The organism is Sphingomonas sp. 179-I 2A4 NHS (genome assembly GCF_045369135.1).
In the GTDB taxonomy this organism is placed as follows: domain Bacteria; phylum Pseudomonadota; class Alphaproteobacteria; order Sphingomonadales; family Sphingomonadaceae; genus Sphingomonas.
The window spans coordinates 90,991-111,264 of record NZ_JBIQFL010000010.1 but is presented as its reverse complement, the minus strand read 5'-3'; the positions used below and the strand labels follow the sequence as shown (position 1 = coordinate 111,264).

Sequence of the window (20,274 nt, the reverse complement as noted above, 5' to 3'; positions counted from 1 at the left end):
GATCGTCAACAACAACCAGCCCGTTCCCGACGTGTTCTCCAAGATGACCAAAATCGCAGCTTCGGGCCGACTGGGCCAACATGCCGAAGGCGAGCGTCGAGGCGTAGAGGCCGATCGCGCGCTCGCGCGGCATCGCCCAGGCCCATTTGCGCATGTCGAACGCGGCGTTGAGGAACGCCATCACCAGCTGGCTGGCGACGAGCGGATCGACGGCACGCACCGTGCCTTCCGCGATCCCGTCCGAGATCGTTCCCGCGAAGCGCCGCGCGATTCGGTTCGATCGATCGACCATCGCTTGCCGCACGGTGCCGGGAAGGCCGCTGAGCGCCGTGGTGCGCAGCAGCGGGCCGAGTTCGGAGAACTGCACGCCCAGCAACGTGGCAAACATCGCGCACAGCCGATCCCATTGCGTGCCGCCCTGATCGTCCGCCAGCCGCTGCGCCGCGGTGATGGTGTCGAAGCTGCGCTTGTAGCAGGCGATAACAAGATCGTCCTTGGCATCGAGATGGTGGTAGAAGCTGCCCTTGGTGACGTTCAACTCGCTCGCGATGCGCTGCACCGAAGCGCCGCGATAGCCCAGTTCGTTGATGAGGCGCGTGGCCGCGAGCAGGAAGGCGTCGCGGCCTTCTGATGAATCATGCGGCAGTTCGACAGGGGAGGGGTCCCATCGCGCGCCACGCACCGCAAGGCCATGGCGGAACACGTCCATCACCCGCGCCTCGACGCGATCATATTGATCAGGCTCGTAGCGCGGCAGCCAGACCGGCAGCCAGAAGGTGTTTTCCATCAGCACATGGGCGCGCGCGCCGTTGAGATCGGTCTGCGCGCGGCTGTTTGCTGGCCCCCACAGGCGGCGCGCACGGCGGAACACCTCGCGCCAGCCAGCCATCAGACGGCCGCGCACCGGCTCGTCCATCGCGCGAAGATCGGAGAGGCCGGCGATCTGCCGCTCCTCGCCGCGCTGCACGCGGGCGAGCCGGGCCATGTTGAGCGCGAGATAGCGCTCCACGCGCGCTTCCGGCGTATCCGCTTCCATCGCGGTATCGAGCATCACCAGCAGGTAATCGAGCGTGTGCTCGAACGCGGCGGCGGCAAGGTCCTCCTTGCGCTTGAAATAGTAAGTGACACTGGTGGTATTGAGGCCGACACGGCGCGCGACATCGGCGAAGGTCATGCCCTTCGCGCTTTGTTCGTTGATCGCATCGGCAGCGGCGGCAAGAATGGCTTCGCGCTTCGCCCTGAAGCGGCGCGTGCCCGTCTCCTCTCCGTCGCCGCCCAGTTCCCCCTGAGCCTGCATCCAGCGACCCTAGCATTCAATTTTCGAAGAAACAGTCCTTTTTCTACACGGCCTGTCGCAAGCGTCAGGGCAGCGCGTTCGGCCGCGATTCTGATGCTTTACCGAAGATGCGGTACGTTCTACAGCCGGCGCAAATATCGAGCGGAGGGATGCTATGGACTTCACCCTGACCGAGCGCGAAACCTATTTCAGGGACCGCGTGAAGGCCTTCATCGACGCCGAGATCGCGCCGCGGCAGGCCGAGTATCACGAACAGGCGCACACTGGCGATCGCTGGAAGGTGATCCCCGTCATCGAAGAGGTGAAGGCCAAGGCCAAGGCGGCCGGGCTCTGGAACTTCTTCATGCCGCCGCACTCGGGCCAGACGCATGTCGACGAGACGTTCGAGTTCGAAGGGACGCAGCTCACCAACCTCGAGTATGCGCTGTGCGCCGAGGAAATGGGCAAGATCGGCTGGGCCAGCGAGTGCTTCAACTGCTCCGCGCCGGACACGGGCAACATGGAAGTGCTGCATCGCTATGGCACGCTGGAACAGAAGGAGAAGTGGCTTCGCCCGCTGATGAACGGCGAGATCCGCTCCGTCTTCCTGATGACCGAGCCGGCGGTCGCCTCGTCCGACGCCACCAACATCGAGACTCGGATCGAGCGTGACGGCGATCATTATGTGATCAACGGCGTGAAATGGTGGTCGTCAGGCGTGGGCGATCCGCGCTGCAAGATCGGCATCCTGATGGGCAAGACGAGCTTCGAGGGCTCGCGCCACCAGCAGCAGAGCCAAATCCTGGTGCCGATGGATACGCCGGGCATCAAGATCGAGCGCATGCTGTCGGTCTATGGCTATGATCATGCGCCGCACGGCCATGGCGAGGTGAGCTTCACCAACGTGCGCGTGCCGGTCGAGAACGTCATCCTCGGCGAGGGCCGCGGGTTCGAGATCGCGCAGGGCCGGCTCGGGCCGGGCCGCATCCATCACTGCATGCGCACGATCGGCGTCGCCGAGGTGGCGCTGGAGAAGATGGCGAAGCGCCTCCTCAGCCGCGTCGCCTTCGGCAAGCGGATTTCCGATCACTCGGTATGGGAGCAGCGCGTGGCGCAGGCCCGGATCGAGATCGAGATGACCCGTCTGCTGTGCCTCAAGGCAGCGCAGACGATGGACGCGGCGGGCAACAAGGCGGCCAGCCAAGAAATCGCGATGATCAAGGTGTTCGCGCCGAACATGGCGCTGCGCATCCTCGACGATGCGGTGCAGGCGCATGGCGGCGGCGGTGTGGCGGAGGATTATGGCCTCGCGCATGCGTGGGCTTCGCAGCGCACGCTTCGCCTCGCCGACGGCCCGGACGAGGTTCACGCCCGCGCCATCGCCCGCAACGAATTCGGCAAGTACGGCGACTGGAAGGCGGAGATCGCGAATGATCGCGGCGCGCCGCGCGGTGCCGAGATTTCGAGTGGTGATATCGGCGTATCGCGCTGAGCCTTTTCGTCACAGGACCGGACCCGGAGCCCGCTGCCAGCCATCGCGGTTGCGGGCTTGGCGGCCGGGTGACGATCATTCGTGAGAATAATGGAGAGAGACCGTGAAAGCCGCCGTCATCTTTGAAACCAAGGCGCCGCTCCAGATCGAGGACGTCGTCGTATCCAAGCCCGGCCCGCACGAGGTGCTGATCCGCACCGTCGCGTGCGGCGTCTGCCGTTCCGATCTTCATTTCGTCGACGGTGTCTATCCGCATCCGCTGCCGGCGATCCCGGGGCACGAGGCCGCCGGCATCGTCGAGGCGGTGGGTGATGAAGTGCGCACGGTGAAGGTTGGCGATGCGGTCGTCACCTGCCTCAGCGCCTTCTGCGGCCATTGCGAGTTCTGCATCACGGGCCGCATGTTCCTGTGCGTCAGCGCCGAGACGCGCCGTGGGCCAACGGCGGAGCCGCGGCTTCGCCTGGCGAACGGCGGCAACGTCAACCAGATGCTGAACCTGTCGGCCTATGCCGAACAGATGCTGGTGCACGAGCATGCCTGCGTCGCGATCGACCCGGAAATGCCGCTCGACCGTGCCGCGCTGATCGGCTGCGCCGTGACGACGGGCGCCGGCGCCGTGTTCAACACCACGGACGTGACGCCGGGCGAGACGGTCTGCGTCGTCGGCTGCGGCGGCATTGGCCTTGCCGCGGTGAATGCCGCGAAGATCGCCGGCGCGGGCAAGATCATCGCCCTGGATCCGGTGCCTGAGAAGCGCGCCGTCGCCGAGAAGCTGGGCGCGACCCATACCTTCGATCCGATGAAGGAAGGTGTCGTCGGCGAAGTGGTGGAACTCACCAAGGGCGGCGTCCATCATGCGATCGAAGCTGTCGGCCGGCCGCAGTCGGCGCAGACCACGGTCGACGTGCTTCGCCGCGGCGGCACCGCGACGATCCTCGGCATGATGCCGCTCGACCAGAAGGTTGGCCTTTCCGCGATGGAGCTGCTGTCGGGCAAGAAGCTGCAGGGGGGCATCATGGGGTCGAACCGCTTCCCGGTCGACATCCCGCGCCTGGTGGATTTCTACATGCGCGGCATGCTCGATCTCGACACGATCATCGCGGAGCGCCTGCCGCTCAACCGCATCAACGACGCGTTCGACGAACTCCGCAAGGGCGATGCGACGCGCAGCGTGATCGTGTTCGATCAATGAGCACGGCCGTGGCGGAAGATACCGGCCTCCAGGCGGAGATCAGCGAGCGCGATCGGCTGGACACCGATCGCCTCTACACCTGGATGGAAGCCCACGTCACGGACTTCGCGGGTCCGCTGACCTATGCGAAGTTCGCCGGCGGACAATCGAACCCGACGTACAAGCTGATGACGCCGGGGCGCAACTACGTGCTTCGCCGCAAGCCGATGGGCGAGCTGCTCCCGTCCGCGCACCAGGTTGATCGCGAATATCGCGTCATGGCCGCGCTCCACCCGACCGGCTTCCCGGTGCCCCGGCAATATGGCCTGTGCGAGGATGACAGCGTCATCGGTTCGGCCTTCTACGTCATGGAGATGGTGGACGGCCGCACGATCTGGGACGGCGCCTTCCCGGGCATGGATGCCGACACCCGGCGCGCGCATTACAATGCGATGATCGATACCCTGGCGGCGCTCCACAATGTCGATCTGAAAGCGACGGGGCTCGAGGATTTCGGGCGGCCGGGTAATTACTTCGAGCGGCAGGTGAGCCGCTGGACGAAGCAGTATCGCGGTGCCGAGACCGAGCGTATGCCGGCGATGGAGCGGCTGATCGAATGGCTGCCGCGCACCATTCCCGAGCAGACCCGCACCACGATCGTCCATGGCGATTACCGCTGCGACAATATGAAGTTCGCACCGGGCCTTGAACCGCGCGTCGCCGCGGTGCTCGACTGGGAACTCTGCACGACGGGCGATCCGCTCGCCGACCTCAGCTATTTCCTGATCAGCTGGGTGACCGAGCCGGAGGGCCGCTCGGGCGTGATGGGCCTGACCGGGCCGGAGACCGGCATCCCGACCGTCGAGGAAGTCGTCGCGCGTTATTGCGAGAAGACCGGGCGGGATGGCGTTCCGGATCTAAACTGGCTGTTGGCGTTCAACCTGTTCCGCCTTGCCTCCATCGTCCAGGGTATCCGCAAGCGCTTCCTGATCGGCACGGCGTCCAGCGCCAATGCCGAGGCGACCAGCGCACGCGTGCCGATGCTGGCCGATGCGGCCTGGCAGTTCGCACAGAAGGCCGGCGCAACCGCGTAACGCCTGCCTGTCGGCGGGCACGGATCGGGGAGGGGCATGCTCCTCCCCCTTTATGCAATCACTTGCGGGCCGGCCCACCTTCAGCCCTTCCCGCAAGCGGGAGGGGAGTGAGCCATGAGTTTGTTCGATCTGACCGGCAAGGCCGTCCTGATCACCGGATCCTCGCGCGGGATCGGCAAGGCCAGCGCAATCGCTTGTGCCGAGCAGGGCGCAAAGGTGGTGATCTCCAGCCGTAAGCAGGATGCCTGCGAAGAGGTGGCGGACGAGATCAACGCGCGGTTCGGGCCGGGCACGGCGGTGGCGATTGCCGCGAACATCTCCGACAAGGCGGCGCTGCAGCATCTCGTCGACCAGAGCCGGCGCGAGTTCGGGCGGATCGACTGCCTGGTCTGCAACGCCGCGTCCAACCCGTATTACGGGCCGCAGGAAGGGATCGCGGACGAGCAGTTCCGCAAGATCCTCGACAACAATATCCTCTCCAACCACTGGCTGATCACGATGGTTGCGCCCGAGATGAAGGAGCGCAAGGAAGGCTCTATCGTCATCGTCTCGTCGATTGGCGGCCTGCGTGGATCGACCGTGATCGGCGCCTATTGCATCAGCAAGGCGGCCGACATGCAGCTCGCCCGCAACTTGGCGCATGAATATGGCGCCCACGGCATCCGCGTGAACTGCATCGCCCCGGGCCTGATCAAGACAGATTTCGCCAAGGCGCTATGGGAAGACGAGGCGGCAGTTGCCGAACGCAACCGCACGACGCCGCTGCGCCGCATCGGTGAGCCGGAGGAGATCGCGGGCGCGGTCGTCTATCTCGCGTCGCGCGCCAGCGGCTTCATGACCGGCCAGACGATGGTGATCGACGGCGGCGTGACGATCTGATCCCGCCGCTCCTCAGGTGAGGGGCGCGGAAGTATTGATAAAGCGAGGCACGGGGGGCGTTTCTTCCACGCCGGCGCCAACGGAGTGAGACATGGCTAGGTTCACCGACAAATCGATCATCGTGACGGGTGCCGGCTCCGGCATCGGCCGCGCCGCCGCAACGCTTTTTGCCGCCGAGGGTGGCCGGGTCATCGCGGCCGACAAGAAGGGGGCGGAGGAGACGGTCGAGGCGATCCGCGCCGCCGGCGGTACGGCGCATGCGATCGAGATGGATGCCGGCAGCGAGGAAGATGTCGTGCGCACCGTCGCGCTCGCCTGCGACAAGTTCGGCGGGCTCGACGTGATGTTCGCCAATGCGGGCATCTCGGGTGGCATGGCCAACATCTTCGATACGGACGTAGCGCTGATCACCGAAGTGCTGCGCGTGAACCTGATCGGCCCGTTTCTGGCGATCAAGCACGCCGCGCCGCGCATCGCCGAGCGCGGGCAGGGCGCGATCATCCTGACGGCAAGCGTCGCCGGCATCCGTTCGGGCGCCGGGTCGCCAGCCTATTCCGCGTCCAAGGCCGGGGTGATCAACCTCGCCCAGGTGTCGGCGCAGCAGTTGTCGGGATCGAACGTGCGCGTCAACGCGATCTGCCCTGGTCTGACGGAGACGGGGATGACCAAGTCCGTCTTCGATTACGCCCGTGACGCGGGCAAGATCGACCGCGTCGGCCGCCTCAACCCGCTGCGCCGCGGCGCGCAGCCGGAGGAGCTGGCGAAGGTCGCGCTGTTCCTCGCTTCGGACGACGCAAGCTACGTCAACGGGCAGGCGATCGCGGTCGATGGCGGCCTGTCGTCCAGCCACCCGGTGACGAAGCAGGAATACGGCCGCACGACGGCGTAAACCTGCGTGACGCTCCCGCTGCCAGTGCGGCGGGAGCCTATTCCTCGGTCCGGATCAGCACTGCCTCACCGATCAGCAGGAACAGAAGGAACGGTGCCCAGGCGGCGAGGAACGGCGGGTAAGCGCCGAGATTGCCCATCGCCAGCGCAAAGTTATCCGCGACGAAATAGGCAAAGCCAAGTGCCATGCCGATCACGGCGCGGACGAACAGCTTGCCCGAGCGCGCGATGCCGAAGGCGGCGACTGCGCCCAGCAGCGGCATCAGCACCGACGACAGCGGCCCCGACAATTTGTGCCACAGCGCGCCTTCCAGCGACTTGGTCGGCCGGCCCGCGGCGCTGAGATCGTCGATCGCGGCGCGCAGCTGCCCGAAGGTCATGCCATCCGCGTCGACCGTCGACAAAGTGAACTGATCCGGGGTCACGCCGCGCGCGATGACCATCTGGCCGACCTGAGTGATCTTGCCGGTCGCCACGTCGAAGCGGCGCGCCGGGCCGATCGCCCAGCCATCCCCGCTGCGCCAGCCACGCGGCGCGGTGACGATCGCGCGAAGGCTGCCGCGATCACGCTCATAGAGGGTGATGCCGCCAAGCTGCGCCGCGTCCCCACGGCCCTTGATCTGGTCCACCTCGATCAGATCGTCGTCGGTACGCACCCAGACGTTCGATCGCTCGCCCCGATCGATCGGCAGCGGACCGTAATTCACCTTCTGCCATTGATCGAGCGTCGAGGTGGCGCGCGCCACGATCCGTTCGTTGAAGGTGAAGCTGATGCCCGCAATGCCGACGCTGGCGAGGATCAGCGGCGCCAGCACCTGGTGCGCGGAAAGGCCGGAGGCCTTCAGCGCGACGATCTCGCTGTTCTGGTTCATCGTGATCAGCGTCAGGATCGTGCCCAGCAGAACCGAGAAGGGCAAAAAGCGGGCGATGATCTCTGGCACGCGCAGCGACATGTAGCGCCAAACCTCAGCGTCACCATTGCCTGGGATCGCCAGGATCTTGCCGGATTCACCCAGCAGATCGAGCGCCTGGAGGACCAGTACCAGTCCGGCGAGGATGCCGAAGGTGCGCACCAAGAACATTCGGCCCATGTAGAGCGCGACGGTGCGCGAAGGGAAAAACGAGGTCATGCGCGCGCTTCCCGCCGGCGCCGGCCGGGCAGGCGGCTGGTGATGAACTTCAGCGCCTTGCTGGCCGCGCGCTCTAGTGCGCCGATCGGCTGCCCGCCAGGGACATAGGCGAGCGTGTAATACATCCAGATGATAAGCGCGGCGAAGATTGCGAACGGCGTCCACAGCGCGATGAACGGATCGACCCGGCCAAGCTCGCCGACCGAAGCGGCATATTGGTTCACCTTGTGGTACGCCACGACCATCACGATCGACAGGAACACGCCGATCGCCGAGGTCGACCGTTTCGGCGGCACGCCCAGCGATACGGCCAGCAGCGGCAGCAGGAACATCGTCAGCACCTCAGCCAAGCGGAAATAAAGTTCCGACTTGCTGGCATCGCGTGCCTGTTCGCTCTCGCCGCTGGCGCCGATCCGCGCCAGTTCGGGAATGGTGTATTCGAGGTTGCGCCCGCCCCGCGCGCGGAAGCTTTCGAACCGGGGCAGGTCGATCGGCAAGTCGTGCGCGGTGAAGGTCAGCACGCGCGGTGTCGCGAACTCCGGCCGGTTATGGACGAGCGTGCCGTTCGTCAGGCGGAAGATGATGGTGTTGGGATCGTCGGTCGCCAGGAACTGCCCGCGCTGCGCCGTCACACCGATCCAGTCGCCCTTTGGCGTCTGCGCGTGGACGAAGATGCCCGAGAGCTCCCGGCCCTTCTCGCGGCTGCGCTCGATCCGCAGCGTCATCCGGTCGCCCAGATGCGTGAACTCGCCCACCTTGATCGAGGCGCCGAGCGCGCCCGTGCGAAGCTCGAACCGTAGGCCTTCGTAGGCGTAGCGCGCGCGCGGCTGGATATAGCCGACGATGGCGAGGTTCACGAGCGCGAGCACCGTCGCATACATGTACGGCACCCGAAGCAGCCGGCCGTAGCTCATGCCCACCCCGCGCATCACGTCCAGCTCCGACGAGGTCGCAAGGCGGCGGAAGGCGAGGAGGATGCCAAGCATCAGACCGATCGGGATGCCGAGGCCGAGGTATTCCGGCAGCAGGTTTGCCAAGAGCTTCCACACGACGTTCACCGGCCCGCCTTCGGTCGCGACGAAGTCGAACAGGCGCAGCATGCGATCGAGCACCAGCAGCATCGCGGAGATCACGAGCGTTGAGAACAACGGCAGCGCGATCAGCCGGGCCATGTAGCGATCGATCGATTTCATGGGCGGCTGGACAGGGGCTCGGATCGTTCGGTTGGGGTGGCCGGTATAGGCAACGGGGCGGGGAGTGCCAGCCCTGAATGTTCCGGCGTGGAAGGATGTTCCGCGGTGTGCTTTTACTCTGCGGCGATCCCGTGCGGCGAAGCGGCGCGCCGGCGCGACAAGGCCTCGGCGATCGCGCGCTCGAGGGCGTTCAGCGTGAACGGCTTGCGCAGCACATGGTGGCCGTTGAAGATGAACCCCTCCGTCGTTTCGCCCGCGAAGCCGGTGACGAACAGCACTGCGAGATGCGCGTGGCGCGGATCGAGCGCGGCGATCATCTCCGGGCCGGTTCGCACGGGCATCAGCACGTCGCTGATGATGAGATCGGTCGCCGGGTTCGCGTCGAGCAGCGCGGGTGCGGCGAGCGGGTCGTCACAGCGGATGGCGTGATGGCCAAGTTCCTCCAGCGCGCCGACGGTGGCAGCGAGCACCCGCGGATCATCCTCCACCACCAGCACCGTCAGCCCGGCTGCGTCTTCCGAGGGGGTCGGCAGCAGCTCCGGCACCGCCGCCGATGGTGTCGCAACGGTTTCGCGCGGCAGGCTGATGCGAACGGCGGTGCCTTCGCCGGGCGCGGTGTCGATCGCGACATCGCCGCCCTGCTGGCGGACGAAGGCGAAGATCTGGCTGAGGCCAAGGCCGGTGCCCTTGCCGACCGGCTTGGTGGTGAAGAACGGCTCGAACACGCGCTCCGCCACTTCGGGCGTCATGCCGCAGCCAGTATCGCGAACGGTGATCACCACGCGCTCTTGGCCGTCCCCCGTCTCGGTGGCGGCGGTGATCGTCAGCGTGCCGCGACCCTCCATCGCATCGCGCGCGTTGACGGCAAGATTGAGGAGCGTGTTTTCAAGCTGTACCCGGTCGGCACAGACGCAGGCGTCGCCGGACTCGTCGACGAATTGGACCAGAACGCCATCCCCAAGCGTGCGGTCGAGGAGGTCACGCATCCCGGCGATCAGCGCTCCGACCGGGATCGCTTCCGGGTTGATCGCTTCCTCCCGCGCGAACGCCAGTAGCCGGCGGGTGAGCTCGGCAGCGCGCGCGGCGCCGTCCGCCGCGCTCGCTAGATGGCGCGCGACATCGTCGCGCCCGGCTGCCTGGGATCGGCGCGCAAGTTCGATCCCGCCGGTAACGACGGCAAGCATGTTGTTGAAATCGTGCGCAATTCCACCTGTCAACTGTCCGACCGCATCCATCTTCTGCACTTGTCGCAGCCGCGCTTCCTGCACGCGCAACTCCTCGGTCGCGGCAGCCACGGCGAGGGCCAGTTCCTCGGCGCGGGCGCGCTCAGCCTCGGCTTCCGCCTTGGCCGTCGCGCGTTCGGTCAATGCGCGCACCGTGAGCCAGCCAAGCGCAATCGCGCCCAGCAACAGCAGGACCCCGAATGATGAAAGTACGAACGCCGCGCGCGTCGAACGCTCCACCAGCGTCATTGCTTCCGTCGTGCGCCGCTCCAGCACCCCGCGTTCCCCGGCGATGATCTCGTCCAGCACGCGGTTAATCTCGTCGAGGGAGGCGGAATTGCGCGCCTGGTAGTAGCGCGACAGCGCCTGTGCGTTCTTTCCGTAATTGGTGGAAAGAGCCGTCAGCGACAGTTGCTCCCCCCGCTCCGCATAGGCGCGGCGCAGGCGCTGGAGGCGAGCAATGTGTTCGTCGCTGTCGCGGGTCAGCTGCTCTAGGCGCTGCAACTGCTCCCCGGCGCGCCGCCAATCCTCGAAATACAGGCGACCCAGCTGCTTGTCGCCGGAGATGACATAGCGGCCGAGCGACGCCTCCGACCGGGCGATCGTGCCCGAGAGGGTACGCGCCAGCACCATGACGTCATAGCTTCGCGACTGAAGCGTGATCGCGCGATTGCGCTGACGGTTCGCCTCGCCCAGCGTCAGGATCAGGGCGACGAGCACGCCGACGCCAAGCACCCCCATCACTACCAGCATGATGGTGCGCCAGGCGCCGCGCAGGCCGTGTGGAGCGTCGGCCGCCGCGCTCGTGCCTTCGTCCATGATCACGTACAGGTGAGTATCAGAGACGAAATGCTCGCGGAAGAAGCCGACGGCTCAGCCGATCACGCCAGTGGCGCGCCCTGCTTCTTCAAACATCTGTACGACGCGGCTCATCTGGTCGCTGCTATGTTCCGCACAAACCGAGCAGCGCAGCAGGAACATGCCGGCGGGCGTCGCGGGCGGGCGCGCGACATTCACGTAGAGACCGGCATTGAGCAGCCCCTGCCACATGCGCACGGCCTGGTCCTGATCATCGAGCAGCACCGCGACGATGGCGGATTCCGGCGTTTCGGTCGGGAGCCGGAAGCCCAGCGCCTTGAGCCCGGCGTGCAGCTGGCGCGTGTTCGCCCACAACCGCTCACGCTTGTCCTTGGCGTGCATCAGCTTGCGGATCGACGCGGTCGCCGAGGCGACGACGGCGGGCGGCAGGCTGGCAGTGAAGATGTACGGCCGGCAGACGAAGCGCAGGATCTCGAACTTCGGGTGGTTCGACACGCAGAAACCGCCGACCGTGCCGACCGACTTGGAAAAGGTGCCGATCACGAAATCGACCTGGTCCTGCAGGCCCTGGTCCTCATAAACGCCGCGGCCGTTGTGGCCGAAGAAGCCCATCGAATGCGCCTCGTCGACCAGCACCATCGCGCCATGCTTCTTGGCGACGGCGACCATCTCCTTCAGCGGCGCGATATCGCCCAGCATCGAATAGACGCCCTCGAGCACGACGAGCTTGCCCGGCTCCTTGGGCAGGCGGCCCAGCCGCTTGTCGAGGTCCTCGACCGAATTGTGGCGGAAGCGGACGATCTCGGCATTACCCATCGCGCAGCCGTCGTAGATCGACGCATGGCTGTCAGCGTCGAGGATGATATACTCGCCCTTGCCCGCAATGGCTGAGATGACGCCGAGGTTCGCCTGGTAACCCGTTGAAAAGACGATTGCGCCCGACATGCCGTAGAAGTCGCGCAGCGCCTGCTCGACCTCCATGTGGTCGTGGAAGGTGCCGTTCAGCGCGCGGCTGCCGTTGGTGCCGCTGCCGAACTTGTCGAACGCTTCCTTGCCGGCGGCGATGACGTCCGGGTCGAACGTCATGCCCATATAATTGTAGGTGCCGAGCAGGATCGTCTCGCGGCCCTTGATCACCGCGACGGTCGGGCTCTTCACCTCCTCCATCACGATGCCGAACGGATCGCGCAGGCCGGAATCGAGCAGCGCCTGCCGTTCCGCGATCAGCGGCGCGAACTTATCGAACAGATCCCGCTCGGCCGGCGCGGCAGCGGGTTCGGCAGGAAGGGCTTCTGCCTGGAGGCCGGTTTCGGTCATAGATTCTAGTCCCAAACCGTTCGTGTCGAGCGAAGTCGAGGCACCACGCGCAGCGTTTGCGGCACGTCCCTCGACTTCGTACGGGACGAGCGGGTGTTAGTTCTTCAGCTTCGCCACGGCGTCGGCGAGTTGGCCGACCGTCTCGATCTCGGCCTGCATGTTCATCGTGATGATGATATCGAACTCGTCCTCGATCGCGGCGACAAAATCCATCACCGTCAGCGAATCCCATTCCAGATCGCCCTGGAAGGTGGTTGCCTCGGTCACCGTCACGCCCTTCTTGTTGAAGGGTTCGATCTGCGTCGTGATCGTATCGTAAATGCTGTCGCGGTCGCTCATGGCGGCTCCTTAGCGTCGTGTCGCAGGCGTGCCAATCGAATGCGGCGGAAGCGTGGTCATCGCTTGGCGTAGCCGCGGGCCGTCTCGGCGAGGCCACGGTCGAGCGGAATCTGCGGCGTCCAGAGCGAGGCTGGTGGGCGCATGTCGGCGCGCGCCGTCCAGTCCGGATGGCTGAGATACCCGACGCGATCCTGCGTCAGCTTCGCGCCGGCACCGCGCAGGCGCTTGTCGATCCCGGCCGCCAGGCGAAGCAGCGGCTTGGGGAGATGGAGCGGCAGCACCCGCTGGCCAACGGCGCGGCCGATCGCTTGCGCGAACTCGGCATGTGACGGGCTGGTGCCGTCATCGACTTCGTAGATCGCCCGGTCGCCCGGATGCTCGGCAAGCGCCACCAGGAGGCGGGCGAAATCATCGACGTGGATCAGCCCGACGAGGCCGGGCGGGGGGAGGAAGGCGAGGCCGAGGCGCGCCAGGCGGAACACGTCGCGCATTTCGGTATCCTCCGGGCCGTAGATGCCCGCGGGCCGCACGATCGTCCAATCCGCGGCGCTGGCGATCACCAACTCCTCCGCATCGCGCTTCGACTGGCCGTACATCGACAGTTGCGGCTCGCGCGCGGAAAGGGAGGAGACATGGACGAAGCGCCGCGAGCCGCTCGCCACCAGGATCGCTGCGGTGCCGGTGACGTTGCCCGCGACGAAGCCCGCGCGGTCGGGCGCATTCACCACGCCGGCGATATGGATCACCGCATCGCTGCCGGTGACCAGCGCATCGAGGCTGGCCTGGTCATCAAGCGCGCCTGCAATCCAGGTAACGCCGTCGCGCGGCGGCTGCGGACGGCGGGTGAGGGCGCGCACCTGATGTCCGGCGGCCAGCGCCCGCGCGATCGTCGCACGGCCGACGAAACCGGTGCCGCCGGTAATGGCGAGGATCATGCGAACGCCCTCACAGCAAGGCCATATGGTTGCGGTGGACGAGTGCGGCGCGCGGCGCATGGCCGAGCAGCGCTTCCTGCTCCTCGCTCCGCCGGCCGAGCAGCCGCTGCATGTCGGCCGCGTCATATTCGGCGAGGCCGCGTGCGATCGTGCCGCCTGGCCCGTCGATCGCCACCACGTCACCGCGCGCGAAGCTGCCGGTGATCGCGGTAGCACCGGCGGCGAGAAGGCTGCGCCCGGCGGCCAGCGCTTCGGCAGCGCCGGCATCGACATGGATCGTGCCCTTCACCGTCAGCCGACCGGCAAGCCAGGCCTTGCGCGCGGCAGTTCGGCGTTCGGGAAGGAAGATCGTGTGGCGGGCGCCGGTAGAGAGCGGGCGATCGATCCGCCCCGAAGCGATGGCGAGCGCGACGCCTGCGCCGGTCGCTATCCGGGCAGCGGCGATCTTCGACACCATGCCGCCCGATCCCATGCCGGAGGCGGAGCCATCGTCCGCCATGCCTGCGATCCGCGCATCGATCTGCGCGACTTCCGGGATATGGACGGCGCCGGGTTGTGCAGGATTGCGATCGTAAAGGCCGTCGATGTCGGACAGCAGCACCACGCCCTGTGCGCCCGCTGCCTGGGCAACACGTGCGGCGAGGCGATCATTGTCGCCGAAGCGGATCTCAGCAGTCGCGACGCTATCGTTCTCGTTGATGACGGGAACGGCGCCGAGCTGAAGCAGCCGGCCGAGCGTCGCCGCGGCGTTGAGGTAGCGCCGGCGATCCTCGAGATCGTCCAGCGTCACCAGCATCTGCGCGGCGGTGAGGCCATTGGCGGCCAGCACCTCGGCCCAGGTCTGGCTGAGTGCGATCTGACCCGTGGCAGCGGCGGCCTGCGCGTCCTCCAGACTGGCGCGGCCACCGCGCGGCAGGCCGAGGCGGCGGGCACCAAGCGCGATCGCGCCGGAGGAGACGATCGCGACCTGCTGCCCCGCAGTCGCCCGCGCCGCGACATCGGCGGCGATGCCGGCCAGCCACTCGCGCCGCACGGCGCCCGACGGGTCGACCAGCAGCGCCGAGCCGATCTTGACGACGAGGCGGCGGCAGGTGTCGGGCGGGAACAGCATGGCGGCCACGCGATACTGCGCGCCACGGCAATGGGGAAGGGCGCCCGTCAGCCCTGAAGCCGCAGCGCAACATCGTTCATGAAGCGCACGTCGTCGCCCGCCGCGAGCGTGGGCGCCTCCGAGGCCAGTGCGCCGAGCAGGTCGGTCAGCGGATCAAGCTCGCTCTTCGCGTAATTGCCGAGCACGTGGCCGGTCACGCGATCCTTGTGGCCGGGGTGACCGATGCCGATGCGCACGCGGCGGAATTCCGGCCCGAGATGCTGGTCGATCGAGCGCAGGCCATTGTGCCCGGCCAGCCCACCGCCGACGCGCACCTTCACCTTCATCGGCGCAAGGTCGAGTTCGTCATGGAACACGGTCAGCGCCTCGACGCCCAGCTTGTAGAAGCGCAGCGCCTCGGCGACGCTGCGGCCGCTTTCGTTCATGAAGGTGGCGGGCTTCAGCAGCAGGACCTTCTCATTGCCCAGCCGGCCTTCGCGGACCCAACCCTGAAACTTCTTCGCTGTGGCGCCGAAATCATGCACCTCGGCGATGGCGTCGACGGCCATGAAGCCGACATTGTGCCGCTGCATCGCATATTGCGGGCCCGGATTGCCCAGGCCGACCCAAAGCTGCATCTCCGATCCCATCGTCTCACTGGCGCCAAACGAAAACGGGCGGGGGGCGTCGCCGCCACCCGCCCGCGAAACCGTGCCGCCCCGGGCGGCACCAGGCGATGTTACTCGCCCGTAGCTTCCTCGGTCGCCTCGGTCGACGTGTCGCCCTCGGCCGACTTCAGCGCCGACGGTGCAACCACCGTGGCGATGGTGAAGTCGCGGTCATCGATCGCCGACTGCGTGCCCTCGGGCAGCGTCACCGCCGAGATGTGGAGCGAATCGCCCACGTCCAGGCCCTTCACCGAAACGATGACTTCCGACGGGATGTTGGCCGCGTCGCACACCAGTTCCAGCTCGTGACGAACGACGTTCAGCACGCCGCCCTTCTTGAGGCCCGGTGCTTCTTCCTCGTCGGCGAACACGACCGGCACCGCGACGGTGACAGTGGTGTTGGCGGCGATGCGCAGGAAGTCCACGTGGACCGGACGATCGGTCACGGCGTGGAAGTGCACGTCCTTGGGCAGGGTGCGCTCACCGTTGATCATCACGACGGTGTTCATGAAGTGGCCGGTGCCCAGCGCCTTCACAAGCTCCTTTTCCTCGAGGTGGATCGAGGTGGGTTCCTTGTTCTGGCCGTAGATCACGGCGGGGACGCGGCCTGCACGACGCAGCGCCCGGGAGGCTCCCTTGCCAACCCGGTCACGCGTCTCGGCTGCGAGCGTCAACTGGTCGCTCATCGATATTCTCCGAAACTCATGTGTGTCCTTCCGCGCCACGCCTCCAGGGATGACCATGGCCGGAAGCGGGCGCGCATAGCGGGGAGAGGCGCGAAAGGCAATCCTCACGCGAGGAGCGGGGCGTGCGTCGCCGCTCAATACCTGACGCGTACCGCCTTCAGCTTGTACTTGCGCAGATGCGCCTGGACGCTGTCGGGCCCGGCGAGGTGCCCCGCGCCGACCGCGATGAAGACACGGCCGGGGGTGCGCATCCGTTCCGCGATCCAGGCCGCCCATTTGGCGTTGCGATCGACCAGCAGTGCCTTCGCCACCTCGGGCGATTCCTTCAGGCTCTCGTTCATCGTCGCGGCCAGCGCATCGGGATCGCCCTTCGCCCAATTGTCGACCATCCGGTTCATCGTCTCGCCGGCCTTGGGCAATTCGTCGATCGTGGAGGTGAGAAGTTCGATCTGGGCCTTCTGGGACAGCGAATCGAAGATCGAGAGCTGCCCCTCGAACGTCTCGAGGCCCATCACCTGCTTCTTCTGCGCCTTGGCCGCGCGGGTGAGGATGCCTTCCGGGCCGTTCTTGGCGTCATAGCCCAGCTTCTGCACCGGCAGCACGCTGAGGCTGATCGCGGCGAACCACGGCTGCATCCGCTCATAGGAGCCGAGGGGCAGCTTGTTCTCCTCCAGCGTCTTCACGAACTGGGCGCGCTTGCCCTCGGGCAGCTTCTCGGTCAGCGGCGGGCCCTTGGTGTCGAACGCCTTGGAGACGACCACCTTCTGCTGCGTCTCCGCATCCGGCTCCACCATCTCCAGCACCAGCGTACCGGAACGGTCGAACGCCTTCTTCACCGCTTCGTCGAACCAGCTCAGCCCCGGCTTCAGCACGTGGATCGTGCCGAACAGGTAGATCGTCGTGTCCTTGTCCTTCACCACCCACAGCGCGGGATCGGCATCCTGCTTCACGACCGGTGCGGGCTCGGCGCAGGCGGGGAGCGCGAAGGCGAGGCCAAGGCTGGCGAATACGGAAGTCAGCGAACGGAACACGAGTGGTTGAGACCTTCCTCTTCGGGGTGGCGAGAGCCTAGCGCGGGCCTTGCCTGTTGGCGAGCCATCCGCCATTGCCCGCCGCGCGATGAACGCCACCTCAACAGACGCGCCATTGAGCTTCCAGGACATGATCCTGCGCCTCCATTCCTATTGGGGAGCGCGGGGCTGCGCCATTCTGCAACCCTATGACATGCGCATGGGCGCGGGCACCTTTCACCCCGCCACGACGCTGCGTGCCCTGGGGCCCGATCCGTGGAACGCCGCCTTCGTCCAGCCCAGCCGCCGCCCCACCGACGGCCGCTATGGCGAGAACCCGAACCGGCTGCAGCATTATTACCAGTATCAGGTGATCCTGAAGCCAAGCCCGCCCGATCTGCAGGAGCTGTATCTCGGCTCCCTCGCGGCGATCGGCATCGATTTCACCCGCCACGACATCCGCTTCGTCGAGGATGACTGGGAAAGCCCCACCTTGGGCGCCTGGGGCCTCGGCTGGGAAGTGTGGTGCGACGGGATGGAGGTGACCCAGTTCACCTATTTCCAGCAGATGGGCGGCTTTGATTGCAAGCCGGTCGCGGGCGAGCTCACCTACGGGCTCGAACGGCTGGCGATGTACATCCAGAACGTCGACAATGTGTACGACCTGCGCTTCAACGACGCGGGCGTTTCCTACGGCGACGTGTTCCTCGAAAATGAGCGGCAGATGTCGACCTGGAATTTCGAGGTCGCCGACACCGACACCTTGTTCGACCTGTTCCGCAAGGCGGCGGCCGAGTGCGAGAATTGCCTCGCCGCGAAGCTGCCGATCCCGGCCTATGAGCAGGCGATCGAGGCGAGCCACATCTTCAACCTGCTGAACGCGCGCGGCGTCATCTCCGTCGCCGAGCGTCAGGCCTATATCGGCCGCGTCCGCGATCTCGCGAAGGGTGCCTGCACGGCGTATATGGAAAAGAATGCCGAGGGCTGGAAAGCCCGCTTCCCGAACTGGAGCGCGGCATGACCGATTTTCTGCTCGAACTGCGCTCGGAGGAAATCCCGGCGCGCATGCAGGACAAGGCGCGCGAGGATCTCGCCCGCCTGTTCACCGCCGAACTCGCCAAGGCTGGCCTGAAGGCGGCCGAACTCGTCACCTATGCGACGCCGCGCCGCCTGGCGCTGATCGCGCGCGACCTGCCGGCTGAGACTGCGGCGGTGAGCGAGGAGCTGAAGGGCCCGCCCGCCGACGCGCCTGACGCTGCGGTCGAAGGCTTCCTGCGCAAGGCCGGCCTGACGCGCGACGCGCTTCAGACCCGCGAGGTGAAGGGCCGCGCGACCTTGTTCGCGGTGATCGACAAGCCCGGGCGCGCCACCGCCGATGTGCTGGCTAACGCGATCCCCGCGATCATCCGCGCCTTCCCCTGGCCCAAGTCGATGCGCTGGGGCGAGGCGTCGATCTCCACCGAAAGCCCGCGCTGGGTCCGCCCGCTGCAGGGCATCATCGCGCTGTTCGGTGACGATGTGGTGCCCTGCGCGATCGCCGGCGTCGAAAGCGGCGCGGCCACCGTCGGCCACCGCTTCCATCACCCGGGCGTCATCACCATCGGCAGCGCCGCCGACTATGTCGAGAAACTGCGCGCCTGCCATGTCATCGTCGACCAGAACGAACGCCGCACCACCATCGCACTCGGCGCGAAGCTTGCCGCGAACATGGCCGGCCTCACGCTGATCGAGGATGAGGGGCTGGTCAGCGAGAACGCCGGCCTCACCGAATGGCCGGTGCCGCTGCTCGGCCGCTTCGACGAGACGTTCCTTGATGTGCCACCCGAGGTGATCCAGCTCACCGCGCGCGTGAACCAGAAGTATTTCGTCTGCCGCGATGCCGGCGGGAAACTCGCCAACGCCTTCGTCTGCACCGCGAACATCGACGCATCGGATGGCGGCGAGCGGATCGTGGAGGGCAACCGCAAGGTGCTCGCCGCGCGCCTCGCCGACGCGCGCTTCTTCTACGAAACCGATCTCAAGGTACCGCTCGCCGACCAGGCGAAGAAGCTCGAAAAGATCGTCTTCCACGAAAAGCTCGGCACCGTCGCCGACAAGGTAGAGCGTGTCGCAAACCTCGCCCGCTGGCTGGCCGAGGAAGGCATCGTCAAGGGTGCCGATCCCCAGTTGGCTGAGCGCGCCGCGCGCCTCGCCAAGGCCGATCTCGTCACCGGCATGGTCGGCGAGTTCCCCGAGCTCCAGGGCCTGATGGGCGGCTATTACGCCGCCGCACAGGGCGAGCCCGCCGAAGTCGCCGAGGCGATCCGCGATCACTACAAGCCGGTCGGGCAGGGCGACGACGTCCCCACCGCGCCGGTCACGGTAGTGGTATCGCTGGCGGACAAGCTCGACAGCATCACCCAGTTCTTCGGCGCAGACCTGAAGCCCAGCGGCTCCAAGGATCCGTTCGCGTTGCGCCGCTCGGCCTTGGGCATCCTCGCGCTGATCCTCGACAACGGTCTCCGCTTCCCGCTGTCGCGCATCGCCAACGGCGACGTTCTCGATTTCTTCGCCGACCGCCTCAAGGTCCAGCAGCGCGAAGCCGGCGTCCGCCACGATCTGATCGACGCGGTGTTCGCGCTCGGCGGCGAGGACGATCTCGTCCGCCTGCTCGCTCGGGTGAAGGCGCTGCAATCGTTCGTCGGGACCGAGGATGGCGCAAACCTCCTCGCCGGCTACAAGCGCGCCGCGAACATCCTGAAGAAGGAAGGCATCGAGGCCTCCGCCCCGACCGTGAGCGGTGCCTATGATCCGGAGCCTGCGGAAGCCGCGCTCGCGGCGGCGCTCGATGCCGCGGAGCCGGCGGCGGCCGATGCTGTCGCCAACGAGGATTTCGAGGCGGCGATGGCCGCGCTCGCCACGCTGCGCGCGCCGATCGACGCCTTCTTCGACACGGTCACCGTGAACGATGCCGATCCCGCCAAGCGCACGGCGCGTCTCGCCTTGCTGGCTCGCGTTCGGGCGGCGGTGCATGGCGTCGCGGATTTCTCGCGGATCGAGGGATAAGGGTAAACGGTTACATCCG

At 66.6% G+C, this 20,274-nt stretch carries 18 protein-coding genes; 7 read left to right on the top strand and 11 right to left on the bottom strand.

Annotation, left to right across the window (positions count from 1 at the left end; all coding sequences use genetic code 11):
* A partial coding sequence (locus ACH0CP_RS15490) for a TetR/AcrR family transcriptional regulator (protein ID WP_406893925.1) occupies nt 1–1,297 on the bottom strand: 1,297 nt, incomplete at its 3' end.
* Between the two features lie 154 nt (nt 1,298–1,451).
* On the opposite strand from ACH0CP_RS15490, the gene ACH0CP_RS15485 reads away from it, so the two are divergent.
* The 5 genes from ACH0CP_RS15485 to ACH0CP_RS15465 all read left to right on the top strand — a co-directional run bounded on the left by ACH0CP_RS15485 (nt 1,452) and on the right by ACH0CP_RS15465 (nt 6,801).
* Entirely contained in the window at nt 1,452–2,768 is a 1,317-nt protein-coding gene (locus tag ACH0CP_RS15485; RefSeq protein ID WP_294441799.1) for an acyl-CoA dehydrogenase family protein, read from the top strand.
* A gap of 103 nt (nt 2,769–2,871) precedes the next feature.
* Nucleotides 2,872–3,960 carry a Zn-dependent alcohol dehydrogenase gene (locus ACH0CP_RS15480; protein WP_294441800.1) on the top strand — a complete coding sequence of 363 codons (1,089 nt, stop codon included), beginning with the start codon at nt 2,872–2,874 and terminating at the stop codon, nt 3,958–3,960.
* A complete protein-coding gene (locus ACH0CP_RS15475; protein WP_294441801.1) occupies nt 3,957–5,033 on the top strand; it encodes a phosphotransferase family protein in 1,077 nt (358 codons plus the stop codon). The genes ACH0CP_RS15480 and ACH0CP_RS15475 overlap by 4 nt, the downstream gene beginning before the upstream one ends.
* 114 nt (nt 5,034–5,147) lie before the next feature.
* Entirely contained in the window at nt 5,148–5,912 is a 765-nt protein-coding gene (locus ACH0CP_RS15470) for an SDR family NAD(P)-dependent oxidoreductase (protein ID WP_294441802.1), read from the top strand.
* Nucleotides 5,913–6,003: 91 nt separating this feature from the next.
* The gene (locus tag ACH0CP_RS15465) at nt 6,004–6,801 is read left to right on the top strand and encodes an SDR family NAD(P)-dependent oxidoreductase (protein WP_227770394.1); all 798 of its coding nucleotides are present in this window, start codon (nt 6,004–6,006) and stop codon (nt 6,799–6,801) included.
* Between the two features lie 37 nt (nt 6,802–6,838).
* Here ACH0CP_RS15465 and lptG read toward each other — a convergent pair whose 3' ends face one another.
* The 10 genes from lptG to ACH0CP_RS15415 form a co-directional block, all read right to left on the bottom strand.
* Nucleotides 6,839–7,930, bottom strand: coding sequence for an LPS export ABC transporter permease LptG (lptG, locus tag ACH0CP_RS15460; RefSeq protein WP_294441803.1), 1,092 nt, complete (start codon nt 7,928–7,930; stop codon nt 6,839–6,841).
* The gene (lptF, locus tag ACH0CP_RS15455; protein ID WP_294441804.1) at nt 7,927–9,123 is read right to left on the bottom strand and encodes an LPS export ABC transporter permease LptF; all 1,197 of its coding nucleotides are present in this window, start codon (nt 9,121–9,123) and stop codon (nt 7,927–7,929) included. Before lptF ends, lptG begins: the two co-directional genes overlap by 4 nt.
* A gap of 113 nt (nt 9,124–9,236) precedes the next feature.
* On the bottom strand, nt 9,237–11,165 hold the full coding sequence (locus ACH0CP_RS15450) for an ATP-binding protein (protein WP_294441805.1): 1,929 nt from the start codon (nt 11,163–11,165) through the stop codon (nt 9,237–9,239).
* Between the two features lie 54 nt (nt 11,166–11,219).
* Nucleotides 11,220–12,482: a serine palmitoyltransferase gene (gene spt, locus ACH0CP_RS15445; RefSeq protein WP_294441806.1), complete on the bottom strand. Its 1,263-nt coding sequence runs from the start codon at nt 12,480–12,482 to the stop codon at nt 11,220–11,222.
* Nucleotides 12,483–12,578: 96 nt separating this feature from the next.
* Nucleotides 12,579–12,821 carry an acyl carrier protein gene (locus ACH0CP_RS15440; protein ID WP_294441807.1) on the bottom strand — a complete coding sequence of 81 codons (243 nt, stop codon included), beginning with the start codon at nt 12,819–12,821 and terminating at the stop codon, nt 12,579–12,581.
* Nucleotides 12,822–12,877: 56 nt separating this feature from the next.
* A complete protein-coding gene (locus ACH0CP_RS15435) occupies nt 12,878–13,756 on the bottom strand; it encodes an NAD(P)-dependent oxidoreductase (protein ID WP_294441808.1) in 879 nt (292 codons plus the stop codon).
* 10 nt (nt 13,757–13,766) lie between these two features.
* Nucleotides 13,767–14,867: a glutamate 5-kinase gene (proB, locus tag ACH0CP_RS15430; RefSeq protein ID WP_294441850.1), complete on the bottom strand. Its 1,101-nt coding sequence runs from the start codon at nt 14,865–14,867 to the stop codon at nt 13,767–13,769.
* A 47-nt stretch (nt 14,868–14,914) separates the two neighbouring features.
* A complete protein-coding gene (pth, locus tag ACH0CP_RS15425; RefSeq protein WP_294441809.1) occupies nt 14,915–15,484 on the bottom strand; it encodes an aminoacyl-tRNA hydrolase in 570 nt (189 codons plus the stop codon).
* Nucleotides 15,485–15,585: 101 nt separating this feature from the next.
* Nucleotides 15,586–16,200 (bottom strand): 50S ribosomal protein L25/general stress protein Ctc, encoded by a 615-nt coding sequence (locus tag ACH0CP_RS15420; RefSeq protein ID WP_294441810.1) that lies wholly within the window; start codon nt 16,198–16,200, stop codon nt 15,586–15,588.
* 134 nt (nt 16,201–16,334) lie between these two features.
* The gene (locus ACH0CP_RS15415) at nt 16,335–17,231 is read right to left on the bottom strand and encodes a TraB/GumN family protein (protein WP_294441811.1); all 897 of its coding nucleotides are present in this window, start codon (nt 17,229–17,231) and stop codon (nt 16,335–16,337) included.
* Between the two features lie 130 nt (nt 17,232–17,361).
* Between ACH0CP_RS15415 and ACH0CP_RS15410 the strand changes: the two genes are divergently transcribed.
* Nucleotides 17,362–18,231, top strand: a complete 870-nt coding sequence (locus tag ACH0CP_RS15410; protein WP_294441812.1) for a glycine--tRNA ligase subunit alpha — start codon at nt 17,362–17,364, stop codon at nt 18,229–18,231.
* A complete protein-coding gene (gene glyS, locus ACH0CP_RS15405; RefSeq protein ID WP_294441813.1) occupies nt 18,228–20,255 on the top strand; it encodes a glycine--tRNA ligase subunit beta in 2,028 nt (675 codons plus the stop codon). Before ACH0CP_RS15410 ends, glyS begins: the two co-directional genes overlap by 4 nt.
* The last annotated feature ends 19 nt before the right edge of the window (nt 20,256–20,274 follow it).

What these genes read in the sequence shown, in the direction of transcription:
- ACH0CP_RS15485 (WP_294441799.1), top strand. Translation starts at nt 1,452, where the DNA reads ATGGACTTCACCCTGACCGAGCGCGAAACCTATTTCAGGGACCGCGTG.
- ACH0CP_RS15475 (WP_294441801.1), top strand. Translation starts at nt 3,957, where the DNA reads ATGAGCACGGCCGTGGCGGAAGATACCGGCCTCCAGGCGGAGATCAGC.
- ACH0CP_RS15470 (WP_294441802.1), top strand. Translation starts at nt 5,148, where the DNA reads ATGAGTTTGTTCGATCTGACCGGCAAGGCCGTCCTGATCACCGGATCC.
- ACH0CP_RS15465 (WP_227770394.1), top strand. Translation starts at nt 6,004, where the DNA reads ATGGCTAGGTTCACCGACAAATCGATCATCGTGACGGGTGCCGGCTCC.
- lptG (WP_294441803.1), bottom strand. Translation starts at nt 7,930, where the DNA reads ATGACCTCGTTTTTCCCTTCGCGCACCGTCGCGCTCTACATGGGCCGA.
- lptF (WP_294441804.1), bottom strand. Translation starts at nt 9,123, where the DNA reads ATGAAATCGATCGATCGCTACATGGCCCGGCTGATCGCGCTGCCGTTG.
- ACH0CP_RS15450 (WP_294441805.1), bottom strand. Translation starts at nt 11,165, where the DNA reads ATGGACGAAGGCACGAGCGCGGCGGCCGACGCTCCACACGGCCTGCGC.
- spt (WP_294441806.1), bottom strand. Translation starts at nt 12,482, where the DNA reads ATGACCGAAACCGGCCTCCAGGCAGAAGCCCTTCCTGCCGAACCCGCT.
- ACH0CP_RS15440 (WP_294441807.1), bottom strand. Translation starts at nt 12,821, where the DNA reads ATGAGCGACCGCGACAGCATTTACGATACGATCACGACGCAGATCGAA.
- ACH0CP_RS15435 (WP_294441808.1), bottom strand. Translation starts at nt 13,756, where the DNA reads ATGATCCTCGCCATTACCGGCGGCACCGGTTTCGTCGGCCGTGCGACG.
- proB (WP_294441850.1), bottom strand. Translation starts at nt 14,867, where the DNA reads ATGCTGTTCCCGCCCGACACCTGCCGCCGCCTCGTCGTCAAGATCGGC.
- pth (WP_294441809.1), bottom strand. Translation starts at nt 15,484, where the DNA reads ATGCAGCTTTGGGTCGGCCTGGGCAATCCGGGCCCGCAATATGCGATG.
- ACH0CP_RS15420 (WP_294441810.1), bottom strand. Translation starts at nt 16,200, where the DNA reads ATGAGCGACCAGTTGACGCTCGCAGCCGAGACGCGTGACCGGGTTGGC.
- ACH0CP_RS15410 (WP_294441812.1), top strand. Translation starts at nt 17,362, where the DNA reads ATGATCCTGCGCCTCCATTCCTATTGGGGAGCGCGGGGCTGCGCCATT.
- glyS (WP_294441813.1), top strand. Translation starts at nt 18,228, where the DNA reads ATGACCGATTTTCTGCTCGAACTGCGCTCGGAGGAAATCCCGGCGCGC.